Source organism: Vibrio chemaguriensis (genome assembly GCF_012275705.1).
In the GTDB taxonomy this organism is placed as follows: Bacteria; Pseudomonadota; Gammaproteobacteria; order Enterobacterales; family Vibrionaceae; genus Vibrio; species Vibrio diabolicus.
The window spans coordinates 22,583-46,559 of sequence record NZ_SHOE01000007.1; the positions used below are offsets into that span (position 1 = coordinate 22,583).

The 23,977-nt window shown below is 47.8% G+C and carries 20 protein-coding genes; 13 read left to right on the plus strand and 7 right to left on the minus strand.

What is annotated here, in order from left to right; genetic code table 11:
* Window positions 1-2: 2 nt before the first annotated feature.
* The 3 genes from EX191_RS08430 to EX191_RS08440 are packed head-to-tail and all read left to right on the plus strand — an operon-like array spanning window position 3 to window position 4,204.
* A complete protein-coding gene (locus EX191_RS08430; protein WP_047009667.1) occupies window positions 3-1,208 on the plus strand; it encodes an MFS transporter in 1,206 nt (401 codons plus the stop codon).
* Complete coding sequence (locus tag EX191_RS08435; protein WP_193447548.1) at window positions 1,180-3,009, plus strand: IucA/IucC family protein; 1,830 nt, start codon at window positions 1,180-1,182, stop codon at window positions 3,007-3,009. Before EX191_RS08430 ends, EX191_RS08435 begins: the two co-directional genes overlap by 29 nt.
* Entirely contained in the window at window positions 3,002-4,204 is a 1,203-nt protein-coding gene (locus tag EX191_RS08440) for a type III PLP-dependent enzyme (RefSeq protein WP_193447549.1), read from the plus strand. Before EX191_RS08435 ends, EX191_RS08440 begins: the two co-directional genes overlap by 8 nt.
* A gap of 73 nt (window positions 4,205-4,277) precedes the next feature.
* Here the strand turns inward: EX191_RS08440 and EX191_RS08445 are convergent, their stop codons facing one another.
* Genes EX191_RS08445 through EX191_RS08455 form a run of 3 tightly spaced genes read right to left on the minus strand, consistent with a single transcriptional unit; the run spans window position 4,278 to window position 7,652 of the window.
* Window positions 4,278-5,522 (minus strand): ABC transporter substrate-binding protein, encoded by a 1,245-nt coding sequence (locus EX191_RS08445; RefSeq protein ID WP_193447550.1) that lies wholly within the window; start codon window positions 5,520-5,522, stop codon window positions 4,278-4,280.
* A gap of 2 nt (window positions 5,523-5,524) precedes the next feature.
* On the minus strand, window positions 5,525-6,955 hold the full coding sequence (locus EX191_RS08450; protein WP_193447551.1) for an ATP-binding protein: 1,431 nt from the start codon (window positions 6,953-6,955) through the stop codon (window positions 5,525-5,527).
* A complete protein-coding gene (locus tag EX191_RS08455; RefSeq protein ID WP_193447552.1) occupies window positions 6,945-7,652 on the minus strand; it encodes a response regulator in 708 nt (235 codons plus the stop codon). The genes EX191_RS08450 and EX191_RS08455 overlap by 11 nt, the downstream gene beginning before the upstream one ends.
* A 252-nt stretch (window positions 7,653-7,904) precedes the next feature.
* Here EX191_RS08455 and ptsG point away from each other — a divergent pair, with 252 nt between their 5' ends.
* Window positions 7,905-9,347 (plus strand): glucose-specific PTS transporter subunit IIBC, encoded by a 1,443-nt coding sequence (ptsG, locus tag EX191_RS08460; RefSeq protein ID WP_078532154.1) that lies wholly within the window; start codon window positions 7,905-7,907, stop codon window positions 9,345-9,347.
* Between the two features lie 95 nt (window positions 9,348-9,442).
* Here the strand turns inward: ptsG and EX191_RS08465 are convergent, their stop codons facing one another.
* Entirely contained in the window at window positions 9,443-9,889 is a 447-nt protein-coding gene (locus EX191_RS08465; RefSeq protein WP_053808215.1) for a DUF302 domain-containing protein, read from the minus strand.
* Window positions 9,890-10,116: 227 nt separating this feature from the next.
* Between EX191_RS08465 and EX191_RS08470 the strand changes: the two genes are divergently transcribed.
* The 3 genes from EX191_RS08470 (at window position 10,117) to EX191_RS08480 (ending at window position 13,779) form a co-directional block, all read left to right on the plus strand.
* Entirely contained in the window at window positions 10,117-12,108 is a 1,992-nt protein-coding gene (locus tag EX191_RS08470) for a U32 family peptidase (protein WP_193447553.1), read from the plus strand.
* 152 nt (window positions 12,109-12,260) lie between these two features.
* Window positions 12,261-12,905: a class I SAM-dependent methyltransferase gene (locus tag EX191_RS08475; protein ID WP_065646128.1), complete on the plus strand. Its 645-nt coding sequence runs from the start codon at window positions 12,261-12,263 to the stop codon at window positions 12,903-12,905.
* Window positions 12,895-13,779 (plus strand): hypothetical protein, encoded by an 885-nt coding sequence (locus tag EX191_RS08480; RefSeq protein ID WP_193447554.1) that lies wholly within the window; start codon window positions 12,895-12,897, stop codon window positions 13,777-13,779. The genes EX191_RS08475 and EX191_RS08480 overlap by 11 nt, the downstream gene beginning before the upstream one ends.
* Before the next feature lie 20 nt (window positions 13,780-13,799).
* Here EX191_RS08480 and EX191_RS08485 read toward each other — a convergent pair whose 3' ends face one another.
* Together EX191_RS08485 and EX191_RS08490 are read right to left on the minus strand one after the other, a co-directional pair.
* Window positions 13,800-14,801: a glycosyltransferase family 2 protein gene (locus EX191_RS08485; protein WP_193447555.1), complete on the minus strand. Its 1,002-nt coding sequence runs from the start codon at window positions 14,799-14,801 to the stop codon at window positions 13,800-13,802.
* Between the two features lie 39 nt (window positions 14,802-14,840).
* Window positions 14,841-16,562, minus strand: coding sequence for an ArnT family glycosyltransferase (locus EX191_RS08490; protein ID WP_193447556.1), 1,722 nt, complete (start codon window positions 16,560-16,562; stop codon window positions 14,841-14,843).
* 304 nt (window positions 16,563-16,866) lie between these two features.
* Between EX191_RS08490 and EX191_RS08495 the strand changes: the two genes are divergently transcribed.
* From EX191_RS08495 to EX191_RS08515, 5 genes are all read left to right on the plus strand, one after another.
* Window positions 16,867-17,112, plus strand: a complete 246-nt coding sequence (locus EX191_RS08495; protein ID WP_005374689.1) for a DUF3297 family protein — start codon at window positions 16,867-16,869, stop codon at window positions 17,110-17,112.
* Between the two features lie 226 nt (window positions 17,113-17,338).
* Window positions 17,339-18,058, plus strand: a complete 720-nt coding sequence (locus EX191_RS08500; protein WP_193447557.1) for an ABC transporter ATP-binding protein — start codon at window positions 17,339-17,341, stop codon at window positions 18,056-18,058.
* Window positions 18,045-20,555 (plus strand): ABC transporter permease, encoded by a 2,511-nt coding sequence (locus EX191_RS08505; protein WP_193447558.1) that lies wholly within the window; start codon window positions 18,045-18,047, stop codon window positions 20,553-20,555. The genes EX191_RS08500 and EX191_RS08505 overlap by 14 nt, the downstream gene beginning before the upstream one ends.
* Window positions 20,555-21,664 carry a lipocalin-like domain-containing protein gene (locus tag EX191_RS08510; protein ID WP_193447559.1) on the plus strand — a complete coding sequence of 370 codons (1,110 nt, stop codon included), beginning with the start codon at window positions 20,555-20,557 and terminating at the stop codon, window positions 21,662-21,664. The genes EX191_RS08505 and EX191_RS08510 overlap by 1 nt, the downstream gene beginning before the upstream one ends.
* A gap of 178 nt (window positions 21,665-21,842) precedes the next feature.
* Complete coding sequence (locus tag EX191_RS08515) at window positions 21,843-22,742, plus strand: AraC family transcriptional regulator (protein WP_193447560.1); 900 nt, start codon at window positions 21,843-21,845, stop codon at window positions 22,740-22,742.
* A 59-nt stretch (window positions 22,743-22,801) separates the two neighbouring features.
* On the opposite strand, the gene ohr is transcribed toward EX191_RS08515, so the two are convergent.
* On the minus strand, window positions 22,802-23,224 hold the full coding sequence (gene ohr / locus EX191_RS08520) for an organic hydroperoxide reductase Ohr (protein WP_006740859.1): 423 nt from the start codon (window positions 23,222-23,224) through the stop codon (window positions 22,802-22,804).
* A 137-nt stretch (window positions 23,225-23,361) separates the two neighbouring features.
* On the opposite strand from ohr, the gene ohrR reads away from it, so the two are divergent.
* Window positions 23,362-23,820, plus strand: a complete 459-nt coding sequence (gene ohrR / locus EX191_RS08525; protein WP_193447561.1) for a transcriptional regulator OhrR — start codon at window positions 23,362-23,364, stop codon at window positions 23,818-23,820.
* Window positions 23,821-23,977: the final 157 nt, after the last annotated feature.

A 23,977-nucleotide genomic window follows, 5' to 3' on the forward strand; every position in this document is an offset into this window, starting at 1 on the left:
TTATGACCAAACTCATCTACAGTGTGTTGTTGTGCCACTTTATCGCTGCGTTTGCCGCGTTAGGTATGCCGCTATTTCTACCCGTCGTGTTGCCAACGTTAGGCGCAAGCATTGATGCGGACTGGGCAGGGGTATTGTTTATCCTACCCACGTTTTGTACTGCGTTGGCGGCGCGATTTTGGGGCAACTTTGCCGATCGCTACGGTCGCCGCCGCTCACTCTTGCGTGCGCAACTTGGCCTTGCAGCAGGGTTTGCGCTGTGCGGCTTGGCAGACAACCTCGCCATGTTTGTGTTTGGTCTTATTGTTCAAGGAACCTTTGGCGGCACCATGGCCGCCTCGAACAGCTACTTATCTAGTCAAATTAAAGAAGCCAAAACACTCGGCAAGTCACTCAATAAAACCCAACTATCTGCTCGCTTGGCGCTGATCGTTGCGCCCATTGGGCTCGGCTGGAGCTTGTCAGAGACCAACCCGCTCAACGCATACCTGTGGTTATGCGTTTTGCCTTTAATTGCTATGGGCATCACGCTAACACTGCCTGCGGATAAACCCGCCGAACGAAACCTCGAAAAGCCAAACTCAGAATCTCAGCAAGAAAAACCGGTTGCACAGAAAAACGCAATGCATGCCATTCGTTGGATCTTCTTTGCTCAGTTCGGGTTTGCATTTTCCATGGTGGTGACCTTTCCTTATTTCTCGCCGTTTGTGCAGCAATATGGCATCACTAACCACGCATGGATCGGTTTTTTGTACGCACTGCCGCATGGCTTCTATCTGTTGCTGGCAGGCAAAATCCACGTGTTGTCAGATGGGCTGAATCGCCATCAACCGCTGCGCACGTTGTGGCTCGGGTTTGCATTGCTTGCCGTGAGCTCTGCCTTGCATTTGATTGCGTCCGAAACCGCACTCATTGCTGCGAGAATTATCTTCGGCATCGCGATGGTGTGTTGTTATCACGGATTGCATCAGCATCTTGCGAGCAATCTGGATCGCAAACTTAGTGGCAAAGTATTTTCTCGCTTTGATGCCATGTCCAAATGGGGTGGCGTGGCGGCGGGATTTTGCGCTTCTTTCATTTCTAGCTTGGGGCTACTTGAGGTTCCTTTCCTACTTTCTGCGATAGTCAGCGTAATCACCTTGATCGCGCTGGTTCTCCATTCAAAATTTGGAAATCAACATGTTACAAACTCAATCCTCTCAGACTAGCGAGTTGCGCGCGCATGATGTGCAGCTCAATAGAGAGAAAGCCCAACTCAACACGATAATGGGTGTTCTTAATTGTTACTTACGTGAATTTGCGCTACCGAATCAACAAGTGGAATGGCGCTACCAATCGACATCGCTACCCCAAACGTTAAAACGCAACTATTCCGCCAAGCAACGGGTAGCCGTTCATCTGTCTCAACAAAATGGCGTGCTGGTTTTGCCGATTCACTACGCGAGCAAACTGGGCAAAATCAAATTGGCAGAACTGCCGTGGGCGAAAATGCCGGGATCTGGCTGGGCGAAATTGGATGCCACGCAAACTCTTACGCTTTTGCTTAACTATCTCAAGCAGGTGTTGGCGATCCCGTTTAACCATGAGCTGATCGAACAACTGGAAAATAGCGTGCTGGTTACCGAGCAGTTTCTCAACGTCGCGCCCAAATCGCATCACAACGAATTTATCGCTTCGGAACAGTCTCTGATTTGGGGGCACACTTTCCATCCGACCCCAAAAAGTCGTTCGGGCGTCACCATGGATGATCTCTTGGCGTTTTCTCCAGAAGTCGGCGCGCAAGTCCCGCTGTACTGGTTTGAAGTGGATACGTCCTTACTTGATGTGCTGAGTTCCGACGGAGAAGCTAACCCTGCGCAACGCATGCTACAACAGCTCGCGCCACAACACGCCACCAGCGATGGGAAGACCCTCTACCCTTGTCATCCTTGGGAAAGCTACACCATTTTGAGCAACCCAAGCGTGAAGCGTGCCATTGAACAAGGCAAGATCACGCCACTGGGTTTAGGTGGTGAAAAGATGCAGCCGACCTCTTCGGTTCGTACCCTCTACCACCCAGACATGGACTGGTTTGCGAAATTCTCCATCAACGTACGATTAACCAATTGCGTGCGCAAAAACGCGTGGTACGAACTCGACAGCGCCGTGCAGCTCACGTCGATTCTTAAACCAATTAGAGAAAACGAACAGCTGCACAACCCCGTATTTAAAGTGATGACAGAGCCTTACGCCACCACGTTGAATCTAGAAAGCGTCGCTGAGCGTAATTGGGACGACAACACCAAAGCGCGCGAATCGTTTGGGATTTTGTATCGCGAAAATTTCTCGCTGAGCGAAGTCGATATCTTAAAACCAACCCTCGCTGGCGCTCTGTTTGCTTACGACAAAAACGGCAACAGTTGCATTGCTCAACGCCTTAAAAACAAAGCGCGTACTACGCAAAATCGCTATTCCGACATCGCGACACTGTGGTTTGAACGCTATTTGCATTGCCTAATTCCGGGTGTGTTTAACTACTACTTCAAACACGGGGTGGCGTTTGAGCCGCATTTGCAAAACACCTTGATTGGCTTTGAGCAAGAGATGCCGTGTTGTGTTTGGATTCGTGATTTGGAAGGCACTAAATTACTGCCGGAGTTCTGGCCAGCAGAAACATTAACTGACTTGTCTGAACGCGCGCGACAATCGGTTTACTACAGTCGCGAACAAGGCTGGAATCGCATCGGATACTGCACCTTTATCAACAACATCAGCGAAGCGATTTTCTTCATCGCAGAAGGTGATGAGCCACTAGAGCAAACGCTATGGAATGCGGTGCAAAGTGCCATTGTGCGTTGGCAATCAGTGAATGGAAAACAGCCGGAACTAGAAGCGTTGCTGAATGGCGGTCACTTCCCAAGCAAAAATAATTTCACCACGCGTTTGATGCAAAAAGCCGATAAGGAGTCGGGCTATACCCAAGTCGCCGCGCCTTGGCAGCAACACGAAAAAGGAGCGCAACATGCCTAATTCCCTCTCTCTACCGACACGCGTTAGCCAACAAGTTCACACGCTCGCACAGCAGCAAAATCAACCCTTGTGCGCGTACTTGTATGACCTAAACGCCTTAGAAGAACACATCAAACAACTGCGTCACGTTTTGCCGAGAAATGTCGAGCTATTTTACGCAGCCAAAGCCAATCCATCGGGCCCTATTCTCAACACGCTCGCGCCGTATGTCGATGGTTTTGAAGCAGCATCTGGCGGGGAGTTGACACACCTCCACCAGCAACAACTCGATAAGCCATTGATCTTCGGTGGCCCAGGAAAAATGCCAAGTGAATTGCAACAAGCGATTGATCTTGATGTTGATGCAATTCATGTCGAAAGCCTCACCGAGCTGCAACGCATTGGTGCGCTAACCGAGCGCCTCAACCGCCCTGCTTCGATCTTTTTGCGTATGAACATTGATATTGGCGACATCACGCTCAGCAAGTTGGCGATGGGCGGCAAGCCGACTCCTTTTGGTTTGGACGAGTCCGAACTGAGCAATGCTTTGATGTTGCTGCGCGATTTCCCGCAAGTGTCGCTGAAAGGCTTCCATTTTCACTTGATGTCGCATCAGCTTGATGTTGAACGTCACTTAGCGTTAATGCAGCGCTATTTCCAAGTCGTGAAAACGTGGCAACAAGAGTTTGAACTCGGTGAGCTGATGATCAACTTGGGTGGAGGCATGGGGATTAACTACCAAAACCCTGAGCAACACTTTCCGTGGATGGAGTTTTGCGACAAGTTGGAATTCCTCATCGCTAAAGAGCAAGTGCAAGATTGGACACTGCGTTTTGAATGCGGACGTTTCATCACGGCGGCATGCGGTTATTACGTAATGGAAGTGCTGGATATTAAGCAAAATCTTGGCGAAAACTTTGTCATCGCGCGCGGAGGAACCCACCATTTCCGCACGCCAGCAGCGCAGAGCCATGATCATCCATTCGTCATCCTGAAAAGCGAGCAACACCATGAGATTTCTCACCCAATTCAGCATGCACAAGCGACCTTTGTCGGCCAGCTTTGTACGCCCAAAGATGTGCTGGCACGCAATCAACACGTCGCCCACGTCGATATTGGTGATTACGTTGTGTTTACCTTAGCGGGCGCGTATGCGTGGAACATCTCCCATCAAAACTTCTTGATGCATGAACCGCCGATCTTCCACTATTTTTAAACGGCATACTTCGCTTCATTCAAGCCCCAATCATTGGGGCTTTTTTATTCCACTCGGCACAAATTCATTGCCATTAACCGCTTTGCGAAATAGCAATAATGCGTTTTATCAGCTCGTCGGGTTCCATCTTGGGATTGCGGTAAAAACGGAAGATTTCCGAGTTTATCGCTTGCTGGGCAACCGGATTGACTGCCATCGAATCAATCATACTCGGCACAGCGAGGTTGTGTTTAACGCCGTAGTGAAAGTCTTGATATGACTGGACCTGACACGGATTAAAATCGCTGATGTCGATATCGGTACGTACCGGAATCGAGCCTTTTACCTTATTGAACTTAGCTTGAAACTCGACGTCTGCCAGCGCGCTTGCGGTTTGCTGAGCCGCCTCGGCAGAAAACGACTTGCTCGACATAAACACCAAACTGTCCATGTTGTAGAGGAATACACCATCGCTGTCAGGCGTTGGGTAACAGCCGACCTCTTGCGGAACTGAGACTTGATTGGCGAGCAGCTCACCCAAAATCCAATCTCCACCGATTTGAAACAGCGCCTGACCGTCGGCTAGCGCTTGGGTCGCCGTATCCCACTTACTGTCAGGTAATTGGTTGTCGATCAACAAACTCAGGCGGCGAAATTGCGTCAGCGCTTGGCGCAGTGTATCGCTGTCGATGCTGTCTCGTTCAAGTTTAACCATCGCATTGGTGTAGAACTCAACACCGCCAGTGGAGATCACTAAGTTCTCGAAAAGTTGGGCGACTTGCCACGGCTGCTCACCGACCGCGATCGGTACGATACCATTTTGCTTGGCAAGCTCCATGGCGGCGAACATCTCTTGCCAGTTTTTCGGCGCGGACAGATTCAGTTGTTTAAGCAGCTTGTGGTTGACCCACAGCCAGTTCAAGCGGTGCAGTGTAAGTGGCAGGGCGATATAGCCGTTTTGTGTTTTATTGATTTCGATAGACAGCGGGTAGAGCACCTCGTCCCAGCGTTGCTCATCGGCAACCGCGTTAACGTTGTGCAAAATACCGATGGCATCCCACGCCTTAATACTTGGCCCTTCGATTTGCGCGAAGCTCGGTGGATTGCCCGCCAGCGCGCGAGCTTGCAGTACTGTCATCGCGCTGTCGCCACCACCGCCTAACACCGGGCTTTGCAGCAGCTCGATATCATGCTGTTTTAGCTGAGCTTTGAGTGTTTGCAGCGCTTGCTGTTCGCCGTCAGAAGTCCACCAATGTAAAAACTCTACCCCTTGTGGCGACTCAGCGTGAGCGTCGCAAGGGGCGAGCAACAGTGGGAACAAGAATGCCAGTTTGTTCATAGTCAGTCTCTCGGGAAAGTCAGTGTGGCGCAGAGGCCGCCAAACTGAGAATGGCTCAGCGACAAACTGCCGCCGTGAGCCTTTGCAATGCTCTGTGAAATGGTTAACCCCAGCCCACTGCCTTCTTTATCGTTGCTAGCGCGGAAGTATGGCTGGCAGAGCTTTTCAAGTAATAAATCGTCAACACCATCACCGTGATCTTCAATTTCAATCTGGATCGACTCTGGGCTTTCACTCAGCGTAATGTCCGCTTGATAGCCGTATTTGAGCGCGTTATCGACCAGATTCTGAATGCAGCGCTTAATCGCTAACGGTTTACCAGCAAAGTGGGTGCGGATTTCGCCGTGGATGCGAATTGTGTCCGGCGCATCGGCGATATTGGCGGAAATGTGCTGAATCAGTTGGGTGAAATTGATCGGCTCGATTTCCTCGTGGATATCGGTCTCTTTAATGCATTGCAATGCGCCTTTGACCATCAAGTCTAGGTCGTTACTCAGGCGGACAAAACGTTCTCGGTCGGCGTCGTCATCCAGCATTTCCGCCCGCAGTTTTAGGCAGGCTATTGGCGTTTTCAGATCGTGGGAGATGGCACTGAACAGCATCTCGCGGTCTTTAATGTGGCTGTCGATGCGTCGATTCATTTTGTTAAACGCGCGTACCGCCGCTTTCAGTTCGTTACTGCCTCGCTCAGAGACTTCGGGCACGTCTAGTCGGCTCGACATCAGGGTTGCGGCTTTTGCCAGCTCTCGAATGGGTTGAATCTCCTTGCGAACGATAAACCAGGTACACAGCAACAGCATTAGCGCGGACACCAATAGCGTCAGCCATTGGCGCAACTCAAAATAGTTAGTTTCTAGGTTGATGTAAGGTGCGGGTAGCACCGCCGCGAGATAAAACCATTCGTTCTGCGCGACTTCGACCTGCATCACCAGAATAGGCGGATTGAGGTCACCAAACGAAAGCGAATAATGCGCCCACAATAGCGGCAGTTCGTCGATAGGTAGCTCGTTGTTGAACACTTTGAGTTTGTCACGCTGGGTAAACTCCACCTCGATATTAGGAATGCCGCTCAACTCGCTTTCTAATACCTCGCGAACTTGGTTGATGACCAACGTTTTGCGCTCGCTCTCTGGCAGTGGGTCGACGTCAATCTGGTGATTGTTGAGTGAGACGAAAAAGCGCGTACCACCCATGTTGCGTAGTTGATTGAGCACCAAGTGGCGATATTCCGAAGGGAGGGTTTGAAAGAAGGCGATGGTAGAAGAAGCACTCAGTGCTAAGCTTTTGACCGTGGTGGTCAGGCCTTCTTTATCGCGTTCGCTGGCGTGTTGATACCAGATAATCCCGGATAATACCTGCGCCAGAATGATCACCAGCAACAAGAACACACTGGTGCGAACGACCAGTGACCCCGTCCAGCGTTTAATTCTCATAATGCACGTCCGTGGTCAGCATGTAGCCTTTATTGCGCACCGTTAGGATCAGCGAACGGTCTTTATCTTCAAGGTGATGACGCAAGCGGCTGATCTGCACGTCAATGCCGCGTTCAAACGGGTCAGCATCGCGTCCCCAGATCTCGCGCGCAATATCATCGCGCGACAATATTGATTGCGCGTGGTTGACGAACAAACCGAGCAGCGACAAATCCGCGCCACTAAGTTGCTTAACCTCGCGGCTAGCAACATGGGTTAGTTGCCGGGTTACGGTATCCAACAACCAATCGTCAAAACGCACTTTACGCGTCAGTTTGCTATTGGCGGTCGATTGGCTGCGTCTCAGAATCGTTTTGATGCGCGCGAGCAGTTCACGCGGACTGAATGATTTGGTGATGTAGTCGTCAGCGCCCATTTCTAGCCCTGCGACTCGGTCGGCTTCTTCGGTGACGGCTGTCAGCATGATGATCGGGATATCGGACTTTTTGCGCAGTTTTTGGCACAAGGTAAAGCCGTCTTCACCGGGCATCATAATATCGAGGATGATCAAATCAGGATGGTGATCGTTGAGCAGTTGCCACATCACGCCGCCGTTTTCCGCGCAAAGCACTTCAAACCCTGCGCGGCCAAGGTAATCTGACAAGGCTTCACGAAGGTCGAGGTTGTCATCGACGACCAGTATCTGCTTGTTTTCCATCCTACTTTCCCTGTGTCCGTCCTGAGTTTGGCGCTGGCCAATATGATGCATTCTTAAACGCCCATGCACAATCGAGCCGATTGCAATTTTCACTTCTCGGTGTAAGAGATTTGTAAGCGGCCACTTACAAACTGATTGCCTTTTGTAACCTTAGGCGCCGCCTTGCTCGCTATGATCATCCTGACCTTACGTGAAACAACATGACCTGAAGGAATCAGGTCCTACAACACTGGCATTCGTCAGGAGGAAACCATGTTTGCAAGTATATTTGGACAACTACAAAAAATAGGGCGGTCGTTGATGCTGCCTGTGGCGGTGTTACCGGTGGCCGGCTTGATGCTGGGTATTGGTAACGCGGGTTTTGCGTTTATTCCAGACGCGGTCAACAAAGTGATGCTCGCCGCCGGTGAAGGCGTGTTCGGCAACATGCAGTTGATGTTTGCGGTCGGTGTAGCGCTCGGGTTATCAAAAGGCAATGACGGTGCGGCTGCGCTCGCTGGCTTAGTTGGCCTAATTATTATGAACGCATCGCTCGGTATCGTGACTGGTCTGCGTGGCTTAGAAACTGACGCCACCATCATGGGCGTTGAGACGCTGCAAACCGGGGTGTTTGGCGGCATCTTTATCGGTGCGGTCGCGGCAATCATGTACAACCGCTTCTACAATATCAAACTGCCGGAATATTTGGGCTTCTTCGCGGGTAAGCGATTTGTGCCCATTGTCACCGGTCTATCGGCGATCGTCGTTGGTGCGATTCTCGCGTTTGCATGGCCACCTGTCGGACAACTTCTTGATGCATTCTCTCATTGGGCAGCGTACCAAAACCCTGTACTCGCGTGGGCGGTTTACGGAGCGGGCGAACGTTCATTACTCCCGGTGGGTTTGCACCACATCTGGAATGCGCCGTTCTTCTTTGAAGTCGGCAGTTACATAGACCCAGAAACAGGTAAAGAGTTTACCGGTGAGCTCACTCGCTTCTTCGCGGGCGATAAAACCGCAGGTTATCTGTCTGGTGGCTTTATGTACTCCATGTGGGCGCTCCCAGCAGCGGCACTGGCGATTTACCACTGCGCGTCTCCTGAGCGTAAGAAAATCGTCGGCGGTTTGATGATGTCTGCGGCGTTGACCTCGTGGTTAACTGGTATCACAGAGCCAATCGAATTTACCTTCCTATTCGTCGCGCCAGTGCTGTATGTGATCCATATTTTCCTCACCGGTATTGCGTTTGCGATCACCGCATTTTTGGAAATCAAACACAGTACTGACTTTGCGCACGGCGCGATCCAGTTCTTCCTTTACTACCCAATGTCGACCAACGCGTGGATGTTCATCATCATCGGTCCAATCTGGGCGACGCTGTACTACGGCTTGTTCCGCTTCCTAATCGTGAAGTTGGATCTGAAAACGCCGGGTCGTGAAACCGACATTGCAGAAGTGAAGATTGCCGGACAACCTGATGAAATTGCGGTGGATGTAGTGGCTGCATTGGGCGGTAAAGCCAATATTAAGTCAGTCGATGCGTGTATCACCCGTCTGCGTGTCTCGGTAAAAGACATTGCCAACGTTGATGTTGCTAAGCTAAAAGCGCTCGGCGCGCGAGATGTGTTAGTGATTGGCGACAGTTTACAAGCGATTTTCGGTACGCAGTCTGACTCAATTAAGTCAGAAGTGCACAGCGTACTCGCCACCTCCTGATCTTACCTCCCCCAATATAGGTAAGATTTGCCAACCTCCTTGTGAGGTTGGCTTTTTCGTTTTCGGAGTTAAAAAAGCGAAGCCAATAACCAGCCCTACTTCGCCGCCGCGTTGGTTAAATTGCCCAGCACGCCGCTGATTTTGTTCAATACCTCGTCGCAGCCTTCAATATGATGGCGCTGTTTTAAATACATCGGATCGTTGTAAGCTAACCACGTTTTGCCTTCATCATCTTCATACACCAACACTTTTTGGGGTAAATCGAGCGCCACTTCCTGCGCACAGATCATCAGTGGCGTGCCCACTTTAGGGTTTCCAAACACGATAACTTCGGTTGGTCGCAACGTCATATCGACTTTCGTGGCATTCTCTTGATGGTTAATGCGCGCAAAGACGTTCAACCCTTTTTCTTGCGCGATAGCGACAAATTTATCCGCCGTATCTTTTGCTGAATGCGTGCTCGCAACGGTTACCACACCCTCACCAGCTAACGCACTCAATGACGTCAACGCCACGACCAACCCGATGATTACTTTTTTCATTTGTCGTCCCTTCCTCTCTCTGAGTCGAAAACTAAATATAGAAAAACCAAGTGTAGGAAAACTATAGAAGTCAGATTCCGCTATCGCGAATTGCACTCTACCCACTCAAGAGTCGACCGTGTAACACGGATTAATTGATTCAGATTAATAAAGCGTTAACTAGCTGAGCATCAAAAGCGTGAAATACGTAACATTTGCAGCCTATTTTAGTAAGAACGAGAAAAGTAGTGACACGCGATCAATTTGAGTTATTAGCACCCGGTGGTGATTTAGATTCCATCAAAGCCGCGATTGCCGCTGGCGCCGATGCAATTTACTGTGGGCTCGACCGCTTCAATGCTCGTAACCGAGCGACCAACCTCACCTTAGATAACTTAAATGGCGTGTTAACGTTGGCCCATCAGCACAGCTGTAAGATTTTCCTAACGTTGAATGTGCTGATTTTAGAAAGTGAAATTCCAGCGATTGTTCGCTTACTCAGCCAACTGAACACCACCAAAATCGATGGCGTGATCGTGCAAGATCTCGGTCTGGCCTACATTCTCAAACATCACTTTCCCGATCTAGATGTGCACGCTTCAACGCAACTGAACACGCATAACGAAGGCCAGATCCTCTTTCTCAACCAGCTCACCGCAAGCCGAGTAAACTTATCTCGCGAACTTAACATCGATGAAATAAAACATCTGGCGCAATTTGGTCGCGAGCACAACGTAATGATGGAAGTGTTTGTCCACGGCTCATACTGCATTGGATTCTCCGGAATTTGCTACATCAGTTCCGCTCGCAATGGCGCATCAGGTAACCGTGGACGCTGCAGCCAACCTTGTCGCGAACAGTACGAAACGACCAAAACGGGCAACAACTACCCACTCAATATGAAAGACAATTCCGCCTTTGGGGACTTGAAAGCGCTTGCCGATGCTGGCGTGTATTCATTAAAAGTGGAAGGACGAATCAAGAAATCGCACTACGTCTATACCGTGGTCGACAATTGGCGTCAGCAAATCGATCGCTTGTGCGAGGGTTTGGAGCTCTCTAAGGACACCACTGAGTTGTACACGGTGTTCAACCGTGATTTCTCCAACGCATTTTTGCAAGGTGATTTCGGCAAGGCGATGTACATCGACAACCCGCGCGACCACGCTGTAAAGCATTTTTCGAAGGTTTATCAATGCCAGTCTTCTGATGATGTGCAAGCGGTGAAAAAGAAACTCTACGACGACAAAACCGCGATCATTGAGAAAGTGGCAGAGCAAACCAAGTCGTTCGATGTCACTTCGACACAAGTATCCGGCAGCAGCTTGAAAGGGTCGATTGATGTACCAACTCTGCCAGCGTTACCTCAACCAGAACCTCGCCAAGGTGCGCCAAAATTATCGGTTCTGATCTCGTCAGCACAAGAAGCCATGCTGTGCGAATACCACAACATAGATGTTTACTATCAATTGCCAATGGGATTGTCTGGTGAACTGAGCGCGATGATTGAGTTGTTCCAAGCCAACCCAATGCTCAAACCTTGGTTTCCTGCCATTTTGATTGGCGAAGACTACCAAGCCGCACGCGTATTTTTGGAAACCATCCAACCTAAATTGTCGATCACCAACAACTCAGGCGTCGGCATGATTGCAAAAGAGCTCGGCTTAGGCTGGGTGGCAGGCCCACAAATGAACACGGTGAACTCATACGCGTTTAAATGCCTTCAAGACGAGTTCGCGGCAAGTGGCGCGTTTGTTTCTAACGAGCTGAATATGAAGCAGATGCGCCATATCAAGCGTCCGAAAAACATGCGCAGCTTCTACAGCATTTATCATCCAAATACCCTACTCACGAGCCGCCAATGTTTGTTCCAACAAACCGAAGGATGCCGTAAGGTGAAGGTCAACAAAGGTTGTTTGAAACGCTGTGATAAACGCACGTCTATCATCAACTTAAAAGACAATCCTTACGTGGTGCAAAAACAAAAAGGCAGCCACAATTCAATCTACAGCGAGCACAACGTCTTAAACCTGCAAGTACTGCACGATCTGCCGCAATTGTTTACCGATGTGTTGATCGATCTGCGTGATATCCAGACCGAAACGACAGTCTCAGCAAGCAAACCTGAGTTGATTGACGCGTTCTTAGCTCTACTTGAAGAACACAGCGAACAAACCGTCCAAACGCTGAATGCCATGATTCAACCAACAGCCAACGCGCAGTATTTAAAGGGGTTGTAGAATTTTTCTAACGAGGCAAACAAAACAATAAATTATCCTACACTCTACTAGAGGGAAGCGTAACGCTTTGTAAGTCAGATGGTTGGCTGAAGAACATAGTTCATCAATAGAAGAACTTCCTGGCCATTTGAGATAATTTATTTGAGTACGCCATGAAAATATCTAAAGGTATCGAAGAGCAGGGGATCCCTGTCGGAAACTATTACGACAAATACAATACTCAGAACCCCATCGCCAGAAAAATGATGAGCAATTTCGATCATCATTTATCGCAACTGGTCGATATGGTCACACCAAAGTCGATACACGAGATCGGCTGCGGAGAAGGAGTCTGGGCACTTAAATGGCATCAACAAGGGATCCGTGTGAAAGGGAGTGACTTCTCCCAACAAGTGATTCAACTAGCAAGAGACAATGCCCAAGCACACAACTTGGAAGACATTTTGTTTGAACAAAAAAGTGTGTATGACGTTGCTAGAAAGACTGATTCTGCTGACCTTGTTGTTTGTTGTGAGGTCTTGGAACACCTGGAGCATCCCGAGCAAGCACTAGCAACATTGCAAGAGCTCGATACTGACTATTACATTTTTAGTGTGCCAAGAGAGCCGTTGTGGTGTGCGTTAAACATGGCAAGAGGTAAATATTTAAACAGTTGGGGCAATACTCCCGGACATATCCAACACTGGTCCAAGAATGCCTTTCTGACTTTGCTCAATCAACACTTTGAGATTCTCGAAGTACGCTCTCCCATTCCTTGGACCATGGTTTTATGCCAGCGTGTGAATCATGAAACATAATAAGAGTAAATTCATATTACGCTGGGTTGGGCGAGTCATTACTATTTTTTCCATCGCCTTTGTATTAATCAAGCTCTCTACATACTCGCAGCAACTGAATATTCAGGGTATTTCCTCTTACTCCTATCTGGTATTTATTTTTTGCATAGGCCTCTACGCCTTTGGCAATTATATTCTTTCTATGGCGTGGCGACTTTTAGTCGCGAACAGTGAATATACTTTGTCTGCATCAACTGCTATTTGGATGTTTGGCGGGTCTCAAATTGCTAAGTATCTACCTGGAAACATTTTCCAATTCGCTAGCCGACAAGTAATTGGCGTACAACACGGAATTAAAAATAATGTATTACTGAAATCGACCTTATGGGAAATAGGGTTGATGGGTATTGCGGCTGGTTCGTTTGGCGTCTTTCTGCTGAATGAGTACTTCCCTAATTTAATGGGGTACGAGATGACTTTATTCGCTGGACTTATCGTGATCACCGGATCAATATTAAGCTTGATAGCCAATCGCAATTACCTAAAAGCTTGTGGGCTGTATCTCTGCTTTTTTTTGGTATCGGGCGGTATTTTCTCACTCATATTTTTTACGCTAAACGACAGTCTAACTCCAACTTTAGAGACATTTTTACAAACATCTTGTTACTTCATCATCGCATGGTTAATAGGGTTTGCCACCCCAGGCTCTCCTGCGGGGTTGGGTGTCCGAGAGGCTGTTTTAATCACACTCCTAGATTCGCCGAGTATTGAAGATACACTCTTAGTTGCCGTCCTTGTTTCCAGAATCGTCACTGTTCTAGGAGATATGTTGTTCTTCGCTATCTCGAGTGTATTTAGGCCTAAGCAAGCCGTATCAAATAACTCACTTCTTTAAAGTATCGAGGTAACTCGCTATTACTCTCCAGATCGTTTTCGCTTGGCTTCAAACTGATAAGTGGGCGACTTTTCCTGATGCTCCAGCTTTTCTTCCAGTACCTCAATTCGGTGCAATACTTTTTCGGTCAGCTTTCGATTGAACCCTATTAGATCGGCCACCAACCCCATCAACAAAGTGATGAAACCCAAGATAAGTAGCGTTGATCCCAAGACCAATGACTGAATATGGCCATCTCCCGCTCCATTTAAAAAGAAATACAGGAATCGCATAATGGGAATCACACCGCAAATCATCGCCACAGAGCCAATAAACAAAAACACTTGCAGAGGTCGGTACATGGTATAAACCCTGACCAAAGTAGAGAGCGACATTTTTAGAAACTGCGGAATGCTCTTAAACAGACGGGACTCTCGCGTTTTTTCATTAGTTCGGATTGGCACCGAAACCACACCAATCCTTTTTGCACTTGCTTGAATCAACATTTCTATTGTGTAGCTAAAATCCGATACGATATTAAGTTGTTGTGCCGCACTTCTCGATATTGCGCGAAAACCACTCACAGCATCTTTAACATCCAATCCCGTCGCTTTGGCAATAATAAAGCTCCCCGACACTTGTAAACATCGTTTAAATACAGAGAAATGTGTATTGCTATACCCTCCTCGGTCACCAACAACAATTTCTACTTTGTGCTCGATAATAGGCTTAACCAAGTGCGGAATATCGGCCCCATTATATTGATTATCGCCATCGGTGTTCACAATGATATCAGCATGAAGACGAAGGCACTCCTCAATCCCTCTTCGAAATGAGTAAGCAAGCCCCTTATTGCCCTGGTTAGTAATAATGTGCTCAACACCACACTTGCGTGCGACTTCTGAAGTGCCATCCGTAGAACCATCATCGATGATTAGAATCTCTACCTTAGCGATACCATCAACGCGCTTTGGTATTGAGCGAATAACATCAGCAATATTGTCCGCTTCGTTAAAGCACGGAATTTGAACAATTAACTTCATGCATGCTCCTCATGTTCTAAATCAACATTACTGTGCGTATTAGAAGCCGGTAAATAACCTCTGCTTCTCTTCAAGATTGCGAGGTCGGTACAGGTTATCTCCCCAACGCAGAACGACTTTACCTGGCTCTTTCGACGCTAATTCATAGACACCCCGCGCCAAGTATCGAGCTTGACCAGCCAACCAAACCTTGCCATTAATCAGAAGACTATTGCTAGCTTCAAGCGTATATACGCCCTCGATGTTGACCTTAACTTCCCGACTAAGAGAGTTGGGCGTCAGTGCAAACGTCTTTCCTGCAACATACAGATGCGACCAATGATGAATGTAGTTCTGCCTTAACGCTTGAATATCTTGCCTTAATAGCCCTTTATCGGTTTTGTCAGGGCCAAACACATCTAAATAGTGCGAATTAACCAGTACAAAAGCCGGATTGTCTTGCTCTATAGCATTGCGAATAACGGGGATGTTTCTCGCAATATAATCTTCGTAGCCCCACGTACTCATGAAAAAACCTTGTTTTGAAAAAGTCGGAACCATGGAGCATCGATCAATATAAGCAACAGGCTGAGGAAAGATTTTATGTATTTCATCAAGAAACTGACGCTGGTAGGCCAAGTTGCTTTTTATCGGTAAAACAAAACCATTCACCACAATGGATACCGCAAACAAGCAGGGAACAATAAAATTAAAAAATTGTGCAACTCTTGCGTTAGTGAAATTCTGGATACCAACCCAAGCCACAGCAAACAAAGCACTCACTGGAGCAAGCATAAAAGCGTAATAGTATGGGAAAGCGTTGCGATAAAAGAGCAAAGTGAAGAGTAATAAACTTAGGCACAAAAACTTAATCGATGACTCACGGCTTAATAGCTTTTGCGAAAAACACGCATAAACAGCAGTACCAATACCAATGAAAAGAGCTAACCAATACCATGAGTTCGTCGAAACTGAATGAACAAAGTAAAACAATCGAGGAAAAAGCTCGCGCTGGTTTAGTGTCTTATCCGCAGCACCGAACATCGTTCCTGCATCACCAACCGAACTCGCTCCATGTATAGAGAAGTAATGCCAACTGTATAGCATCGCAAAGGCAACCAGTATTGCGACTCCATACATGAGAACTTGCCTAAAATAACGCTTACGATTTCGCGACCAATAAAGCGAGGTTAAAACTATGCCTATAAAAGTCGGGATATACAGAGCGGTCTTTAAAGTGACGAGCAAGGCGACAGCCGTAAGGACACCAGCAAGAATGGATACACGCCAAGAAAATGTTGCACTAAACACATAATACAGCGCCGCCATGATCATACATGTCGCGATAGGATCAGTACGAAAACTGGCCCCCATACGAACATTATAAACAAAAGAAAAATAGGCAAGCACCGCAAAAAGTGCCGCCGATTTGTTGCAGTACAATCGACATAACTTGTATAGATAAAATCCCGTGAGTAATTGAAAGAACACCATAACGACTCTCGCCACAATGATCTGGTCAACATCGTTATCTGATACACCACTCAGCCAAGTAAAGAAGTGAATGTGAAAGGTTTGGAAACTATTAATCACCTCGCCGTTAATAAACCGATGCACAAAAGATAGGTAATAAAACTCGTCCCAATTTACTTCGTAATTAAACGCAACAAAAAACCGAGCGATTACAGCTACTACGATTAGAATACAAAGAAAAATAGAAGTGCTAGAGGTAGTATCTCTATCCGATAAATGACGTTTATTAACCTGTTCAACAGTTTCCATTCACCCTTCCTTGTTAATCGTTTCTCGACTAGTGGCCTGCTCTGAGACATTAAGTTGTATGAATAAGGTTAGAACCGCCAGTAATGAGTATAGTCATGATTCAAAACCAAATAAGGGGTGGCAGGAGAAGTTTCGAGAGCAAAACACCTTTGAGCAACGAGACCGTGTTTTTATTCCACACTTTGAAAGCGGGAAACTTTGCATTATTTCAAAAGGCTTTAGTATTAAGTCTCTCAACATATCTTGAACACTCACTGTGCACTGACTACAATGGCGCACTTTTTACGGAATTTAGGTCACAAACATGACAGATACAGCTAAACCAGCTCTACCAGATCGCCTAGCGGGTAACCCACGTAGCCCATTCTTCATCAAAGAATGCTTCGAGCACCAAATCGGTATTCGTATCAACGGCCAAGAGCGTACTGACGTAGAAGAATACTGCATCAGCGAAGGTTGGGTAAAAATTGCTTCTCCTAAAGCAAAAGACCGTTTCGGTAACCCAATGCTAATCAAGCTTAAAGGCGAAGTTGAAGCGTACTACGTGTAAGCTGACCACGCTGAATGTATTTGAAAGCTCGAGTTTGACTCGGGCTTTTTTAATGCCTGTCATATCCCTTCCTCATTTAATCTCTTCCCTCTTCTTTTCAGTACAAGTTATTAAGAAATCGATGTAAATCGCTGTTTTTATCTGATTGTTGTCTAAAGTTTCTAAAGAACGAACTGCAATAGCGATTGCCAAAAGAAACGACACCTTTTTAATATAGGGAGAGGAAATGGAAAGCCCACTTGTCACACTCAAACACGCCAGCAAAAGCTTTGTTGATGGCAAAGAGACACATCGCGTGTTGGAAGTCGTCGACTTTACGTTGAACACAGGAGCGAGTGTTGCGCTGACGGGCGCAAGTGGTAGCGGCAAAAGTACCCTACTCAATATCATCGCTGGCTTTGAGCCGCTTTCCGAAGGTGAGTTGTGGTTAGATGGCGATAACACGACGGCTTGGAAAGACCCACAATGGAGCCGATTTCGACACCAAAAACTCGGTGTTATCTTTCAGCAATTCAATCTATTAACGCCGCTCAACGTGCAGCAAAACATCGCCTTCCCTCTGCATTTGAATCAAAAGAAATGGAACGACTGGTGCGATTACTTGGTCGAGACTTTAGGGATCTGCCAACTTCTCGACAGACATGTTTCTGCCCTTTCCGGTGGTCAACAGCAACGAGTCGCTATCGCACGCGCATTGGCACACAAACCCAAGCTTCTACTCGCCGATGAACCCACAGGTAACCTCGACCAAAAAGCCGGCTTGGAAGTGATGAAACTACTGAGTGAAATCACCACCCAAGGCAATACGGCGGTGCTGTTAGTCACCCACAGCCCTGAGTGTGCCGAGTTCATGCAAACCCAATTACGTTTAAAAGATGGTCGTTTGCAAAGCGGACTGACGCAAAATCAGCGCGATGTAAATGAGCAACATCATGAAGCAAGCTAAGCAACCAAACACCAGATTCACTCATACTCGACTCGCCCTGAATCTGTTTGCGGCGCACTATCGGCAGGCACCACTGCAAGCCGCCGCGATTCTGATCGGTATTGTGCTGGCTGTGACCTTGTTTGTTGCGGTGCAAGCCATCAACCTCAATGCCAAGCGCAGTTATGCTGAGTCTACCGAGCAGCTTAGCGCACAAGCTCAGAACTTAATTATTCCACCAGCAGGGCAAAACTATCTGCCCGAATCGCTCTACTTCACCCTCAGACAAAACGGACTCAGTGCAACACTACCTGTAATCGAAGGGCGAGTGAGAGACGAACAAGGGCGTCGCTGGTCAGTGCAAGGTAGCGAGTTGATTGCCGCAATTTCCTCACGTTCGCGCTATTCTTCAGAAAACCAACAGAACGTCTCTTTGTTCGACAGTGCTTTACCTTTGCCTGAGCTTTTAGTCGGCAAGCCAATCGTGATGATGAGCCAATCTCAACATCAAAACTTAGGAGAGGTAGAAACCCTAACTTTGGACGACATTCCAACCCAAGTGGTGGTGTTGCCTGACGAATGGCAGTTAGGTAGCCGAATGTTGATGGACATTGGCTTTGCCCAGCAACTGCTCAATAAACAAGGACAGATCAGTTACATTGCGGTTTTCCATTCAGGTGATAAAGGGAATAAAGACACGCAAGCAAATTGGCAAAGCATCATTGGCGATCAAGGACAATGGATTTCCAATAATCAAAGTACAGACCTTGGCTCACTGACCGACAGCTTTCACCTCAACCTCACGGCAATGAGCTTACTCGCGTTTTTAGTCGGGCTGTTCATTGCCTACAACGGCGTAAAGTACAGCTTGCTGAAACGCAATCGACTGTTAGTGCAGATTCAACAGGCAGGCGTTGCGCCGAGCATTGTGTTCTCTGCGCTGTTAGTTGAACTCACTATTCTCGTTACCATCGGCGCTTCCCTCGGTTTTGTATTGGGCATGCAGCTCAGCCATTGGTTGCATCCGACCGTGGCACTGACTTTAGAACAACTTTATGGTGCGACACTGCTGCCCGGCACTTGGCAGTGGCAATGGTGGGCTCAAGCCCTGCTGCTCACGTTAGCCGCAACCCTATTGGCATGTTGGCAGCACTTTAAACAGCGAGTGCGCCAGCCGCTTTCCTCTCATGGCGGTTTTTATCAAGCGCCTGAAGCCTCTAACGAAAACCAATTGTTCGTGATAGGTGCTGTGTTGACGGCTTTCGCACTTGCAGGGTTATGGCTGAGTGAGCATCACCGCTTCACCATGGCGTGGCTCGGCGTGCTTGTGGTGTCGATTCCTTTGTATCTACCCAAAACACTCAGCGTCTTAGCAAATTGGTGTGAAAAGCGCACCAGTTCTGGTTTGATGCAGTATCTGTTTGCAGAGCTGCGTGAGCTGATTTCTCCGCTTTCTCTCGCCATGATGGCACTGCTACTCGCCGTTACTGCCAATATGGGGATGAATACCTTAGTGGGCAGCTTCGAATCCACCCTAAAACAGTGGCTAGAACAGAGGCTACATGCCGATATTTACGTCAGCCCTGCTCAAGGGGAAATCGCAGATGTGGAGCGCGCGTTAGGGCAGTTCGACAAGGTTGAGACAGTCTACAAGCAATACTACGTCGACGATAACCTGCAAGGTTTACCGATTTTGCTTGGCACCAAAGACAAAGATACCTTAGAACAAACCATGGTGTTCAAATCGCATTTGGAGAACTTCTGGCAGCGTTTTTACCAAGGTGAGTTAGTCGCCATCAGTGAACCAACCGCGATCAAACTGGGTTTATCACTGGGTAGCGAACTTAAGCTTGATGCCATTCCAAATAAGCGCCTGCTTGTGGGTGCGATATTCCACGATTACGGCTCACCCAATGGTGAAGTGTTATTAGCACCCAAATTATGGAAAGAGAGCGGATTTACCGACCTGCCGACAAGCCTTGGCATTAAAGTCTCGGGGGACCCACAAATCGTCTACGAGCAACTGCGCGATCAATTGAATCTGCATCCAAGTCAGATCTACGATCAGGCGCAAATCAAATCCATCGCGTTGGATATATTCTCGCAGACCTTCGCCATTACGCGAGCGCTCAATGGCGTGACTTTGATGGTCGCGGTTATTGGTTTGTTCAGTGCTTGCTTCATGTTGCTCGACGCGCGCAAAGCCGCCATTGCAAGGCTGTATGCCCTTGGCGTCAGCCGTCGAAAATTAATGACCATGGTAGTCGGACAGATCGTCGCTTTGGTCAGTTTTACTCTGGTTATCGCCCTGCCTCTCGGTGCTATGGTGGGTTATGTACTAACAGACATCGTCACCTTGCGCGCTTTTGGTTGGAGCTTAAATTATCTGTGGAATTGGAGTGATGCCCTCAGCATTGCGGCGATCACCATCTTGGTGGCGGTGATTGCCACCTTGATTCCGCTGTGGCGATTGGTCAGTAAGCCTGTCGTCTCCAGTTTGCAAAGCGAGGTGTTGTGATGGTTCGATTGGCAAGCAAGCTTACTCTACTCATAAGCAGCTTAGTCCTATTCGGTTGTGAAGATCCCCAACAAAAAAATATGGGCACTTTGCTGGGCAGTGGAGAAACACAAAGCGAGAGCAACCCATTCACACCCGTGGAAAAAGGTGTCGAACTGACCTTCCCAGCAGACCATCAAGCACACCCGAATTTTCGTCATGAATGGTGGTACTTAACCGCTAACTTAATCGATGAAGACGGCAACCCACTTGGCGTTCAATGGACACAATTTCGCTTTTCTGCTGCGCCACCAACGGGCGAAGATGACGTGAAGAAAACCGAGTGGCAAGCTCAACAAATCTACATGGCGCACAGCGCGGTTACAACGCAAGACAAACATTATGCTGATGAAAAATGGTCACGCGATCAAGCCTCTCTAGCAGGTGTTGATACTTCACCATTTCGAGTTTATCTCGATGATTGGCAGTGGACGTCTTCAACCACCGACCTTTTCCCCGCCACGCTAAATGCCAATTCAGAGCAGTTTGGCTATTCGCTGACGCTTACCAGCAGCGCACCTTATCAAAAACAAGGTGAACAAGGTTACAGCACCAAAAGTGCCGATGGTCAGGTGGCTTCCTATTACTACAGCCAACCGTTTATTGATGTCTCCGGTGAAGTCACCATCGACGGCGAAACCCATCAAGTGTCGGGCAAAGGTTGGATAGATCGAGAATGGAGCTCGCAATTCTTACTCGACTCACAACAAGGCTGGGACTGGTTTGCTCTAAGGTTGAGTGACGAAACCAGCTTGGTAGTGTTCCAATTGCGGGATTCCAAAACAGGACAAGCCAGTTACGCCAGCGCAAGGCTGATGCAGCAAGATGGTTCTGGCATCGCTATCCCACAAAAAAACATTCAGTTAAAGGCGACCAAGCAAACAGAAATCCAAGGGCGAAAGTATCCAACCGAATGGCAAGTGTCGATTCCTAAGCAGCAAATTGAGCTTACGGTTTCTGCACTCAACCCGAACGCGAAAATGCCCCTTTCTGTGCCTTATTGGGAAGGCCCTGTGCGTATTGAGGGCTCTCATTCAGGGACAGGTTATATGGAGCTGACGGGATATTAAGCGCTCTTAACGGATTTCAATTACCGTTGAGAAGCCATCTTAAGAACCATCTCCTACCCGCAACAGAATGCATCACAATCAGAAATAAATGACTACGACGCATTTATTCGATACTAGCCTTGAATCCTTGCTTCATTGCGGTACGCTTTGAGCAAATCAAACAAGGGTGGCCCCTCTCATGCGTGTCGATTATCACCAACGACTCGTTCCTGTTATTCGCTATCTGGAACAGCACTTTAACGCTCCTCTCAATTTGCTCGAAGTGGCAGCGCTAGCCAACCTCTCTCCCTATCACTTTCACCGTACCTTCAAGGCGGTACAAGGCGAAACATTAGCCGACTTCATTCGACGTTTACGGCTAGAGGCGGCAGCAGACGATCTTTTCAAATCAAAGCAACCAGTGCTGAACATCGCGTTAGAGTACGGTTTTTCTAGTTCGCAAAGCCTAGCTAAAGCGTTTAAGCAGCATTATGGCGTAACACCAACCGCCTTTCGCGACTGTAAAAACTACCAGCAATTTTCTGAACTCGCGCGAAACAGCAAGATTGGACACGCACTGCGCAAGAATGGAAACGAACGAACCCTAAACGATTCATATACTGACTCTGAACTCACAACATGGAGCAACAATATGGAAACGCAAAACTTTGATAAAGCAAAATTGGCTTACATTCGCGTTAACGGCCCTTATGGCCAAGGTTATGAAGAACCATCAGGTCGCTTGTATCAATGGGCAGGAATGAAAGGTTTGGCGGGCAATACCTGTATCTTCATTTATCACGATAACCCAGAAATCACGCCAGACGAGAAGTGCCGTACTGACATCTGTCTAATGGTGCCAGAAGATACCAAAGTACCAAAAGGCATTGAGCTGCAAGACTTCCCCGGCGGTCAATATGCGGTGATGCGCCAGCAAATTACCGAATTCAGCCAATACCCTAAAGCATGGGATGATTTGATGAGCAAAGTGGTTGAATCTGGTATTGAGAACGACTGTCGACCTTGCTTCGAACTTTATCATAGCTACGATCCACAAACGCACCATGCAGACGTCAGCTTCTGCACTGCCATCAAATAATCGAAAAAAGCCTGCACGTTCGCAGGCTTTCCTTCTATTAGAAATAATGTCTAAATCGATTAGATCGCTTCGCCGTTTACTGTAACAGCAACATCAATATTGCCACGAACGGCGTTTGAGTATGGGCAAACTTGGTGTGCAATGCGCGTTAGCTCTAATGCTTGTTCTTGTGGTAGATCTAACTCTGCCGCGAGGCTAACGGTCAACGCAAAGCCACCGTTTTCATTCGGACCAATGCCCACTTCCGCTGTTACGGGTGCACTTTTCAGGTTTACTTTACCTTCACGTGCTACGTGCAGAATAGCGTTAGAAAAACATGCTGAATAGCCCGCTGCGAAAAGCTGCTCAGGGTTAGTTGCTGCACCTGTGCCGCCCATTTCCTTCGGGTATGACAGCTCTAGATCGAGAAGACCGTCATCTGTTTTTACTTGACCATTACGACCAGCCAAAGCAGTAGCTTGAGTTTTGTATAGAGTAGTCATGCGAGTGTCCTTCTTAATTTAAGTTGTGCGCAATTTAATTGCTTGCAATCTTATATCGAAGTAAAGATCGTTTGCAACTATATTGTGCACAATTTATTTTGTTACTCTCTTTCTCTGTGAGCAGGTAGGCAACGCCAATGAGCCAGTGTTACACCGACAACACCATGACCGACGACGATAAACTCTTACTCGAAAACCAAGTTTGCTTCCCGCTATACAGCGCTGCTAACGCTGTGATTCGCGCGTACCGACCGTTGTTGGACGCACTTGATCTCACCTACTCGCAGTACTTGGTAATGATGGTATTGTGGGAAAAAGATGGCACGAGCGTAAAACAGCTGGGATCACAGCTTCACCTCGATTCAGGCACGCTCACGCCGCTGCTTAAACGATTAGAAACAAAGGGCTATGTAGAACGTGGTCGCAGTGACACCGATGAGCGCGTACGCGTACTCAACCTTACAGAGCAAGGTCGTGACCTCAAAGAGCAAGCCAAGTCAGTGCCAAACGCCATGATGTGTAAAATCACGTTGGAGCTGGATGAAATGATCATGCTGAAGAAGTTGTGCGGCAAGGTGCTCGACAATCTGGGCTAACCAAATAGAAACATCAGCTTCCCCACTTCCTATTAGAAAGAGCCTGCCGAGATGCAGGTTCTTTCGATCTTAGCCAGACGATCTCTTAAAGGTCATCATCAGTATTCTCTATTACCACTTGGCCTTCCTCTTCAATAAAACCTATCAAAGCAAACTC

Excerpts from the sequence above, each read along its gene's own strand:
- EX191_RS08430 (WP_047009667.1), top strand. The coding sequence starts at position 3 with ATGACCAAACTCATCTACAGTGTGTTGTTGTGCCACTTTATCGCTGCG.
- EX191_RS08435 (WP_193447548.1), top strand. The coding sequence starts at position 1,180 with ATGTTACAAACTCAATCCTCTCAGACTAGCGAGTTGCGCGCGCATGAT.
- EX191_RS08440 (WP_193447549.1), top strand. The coding sequence starts at position 3,002 with ATGCCTAATTCCCTCTCTCTACCGACACGCGTTAGCCAACAAGTTCAC.
- EX191_RS08445 (WP_193447550.1), bottom strand. The coding sequence starts at position 5,522 with ATGAACAAACTGGCATTCTTGTTCCCACTGTTGCTCGCCCCTTGCGAC.
- EX191_RS08450 (WP_193447551.1), bottom strand. The coding sequence starts at position 6,955 with ATGAGAATTAAACGCTGGACGGGGTCACTGGTCGTTCGCACCAGTGTG.
- EX191_RS08455 (WP_193447552.1), bottom strand. The coding sequence starts at position 7,652 with ATGGAAAACAAGCAGATACTGGTCGTCGATGACAACCTCGACCTTCGT.
- ptsG (WP_078532154.1), top strand. The coding sequence starts at position 7,905 with ATGTTTGCAAGTATATTTGGACAACTACAAAAAATAGGGCGGTCGTTG.
- EX191_RS08465 (WP_053808215.1), bottom strand. The coding sequence starts at position 9,889 with ATGAAAAAAGTAATCATCGGGTTGGTCGTGGCGTTGACGTCATTGAGT.
- EX191_RS08475 (WP_065646128.1), top strand. The coding sequence starts at position 12,261 with ATGAAAATATCTAAAGGTATCGAAGAGCAGGGGATCCCTGTCGGAAAC.
- EX191_RS08480 (WP_193447554.1), top strand. The coding sequence starts at position 12,895 with ATGAAACATAATAAGAGTAAATTCATATTACGCTGGGTTGGGCGAGTC.
- EX191_RS08485 (WP_193447555.1), bottom strand. The coding sequence starts at position 14,801 with ATGAAGTTAATTGTTCAAATTCCGTGCTTTAACGAAGCGGACAATATT.
- EX191_RS08490 (WP_193447556.1), bottom strand. The coding sequence starts at position 16,562 with ATGGAAACTGTTGAACAGGTTAATAAACGTCATTTATCGGATAGAGAT.
- EX191_RS08495 (WP_005374689.1), top strand. The coding sequence starts at position 16,867 with ATGACAGATACAGCTAAACCAGCTCTACCAGATCGCCTAGCGGGTAAC.
- EX191_RS08500 (WP_193447557.1), top strand. The coding sequence starts at position 17,339 with ATGGAAAGCCCACTTGTCACACTCAAACACGCCAGCAAAAGCTTTGTT.
- EX191_RS08505 (WP_193447558.1), top strand. The coding sequence starts at position 18,045 with ATGAAGCAAGCTAAGCAACCAAACACCAGATTCACTCATACTCGACTC.
- EX191_RS08510 (WP_193447559.1), top strand. The coding sequence starts at position 20,555 with ATGGTTCGATTGGCAAGCAAGCTTACTCTACTCATAAGCAGCTTAGTC.
- EX191_RS08515 (WP_193447560.1), top strand. The coding sequence starts at position 21,843 with ATGCGTGTCGATTATCACCAACGACTCGTTCCTGTTATTCGCTATCTG.
- ohr (WP_006740859.1), bottom strand. The coding sequence starts at position 23,224 with ATGACTACTCTATACAAAACTCAAGCTACTGCTTTGGCTGGTCGTAAT.
- ohrR (WP_193447561.1), top strand. The coding sequence starts at position 23,362 with ATGAGCCAGTGTTACACCGACAACACCATGACCGACGACGATAAACTC.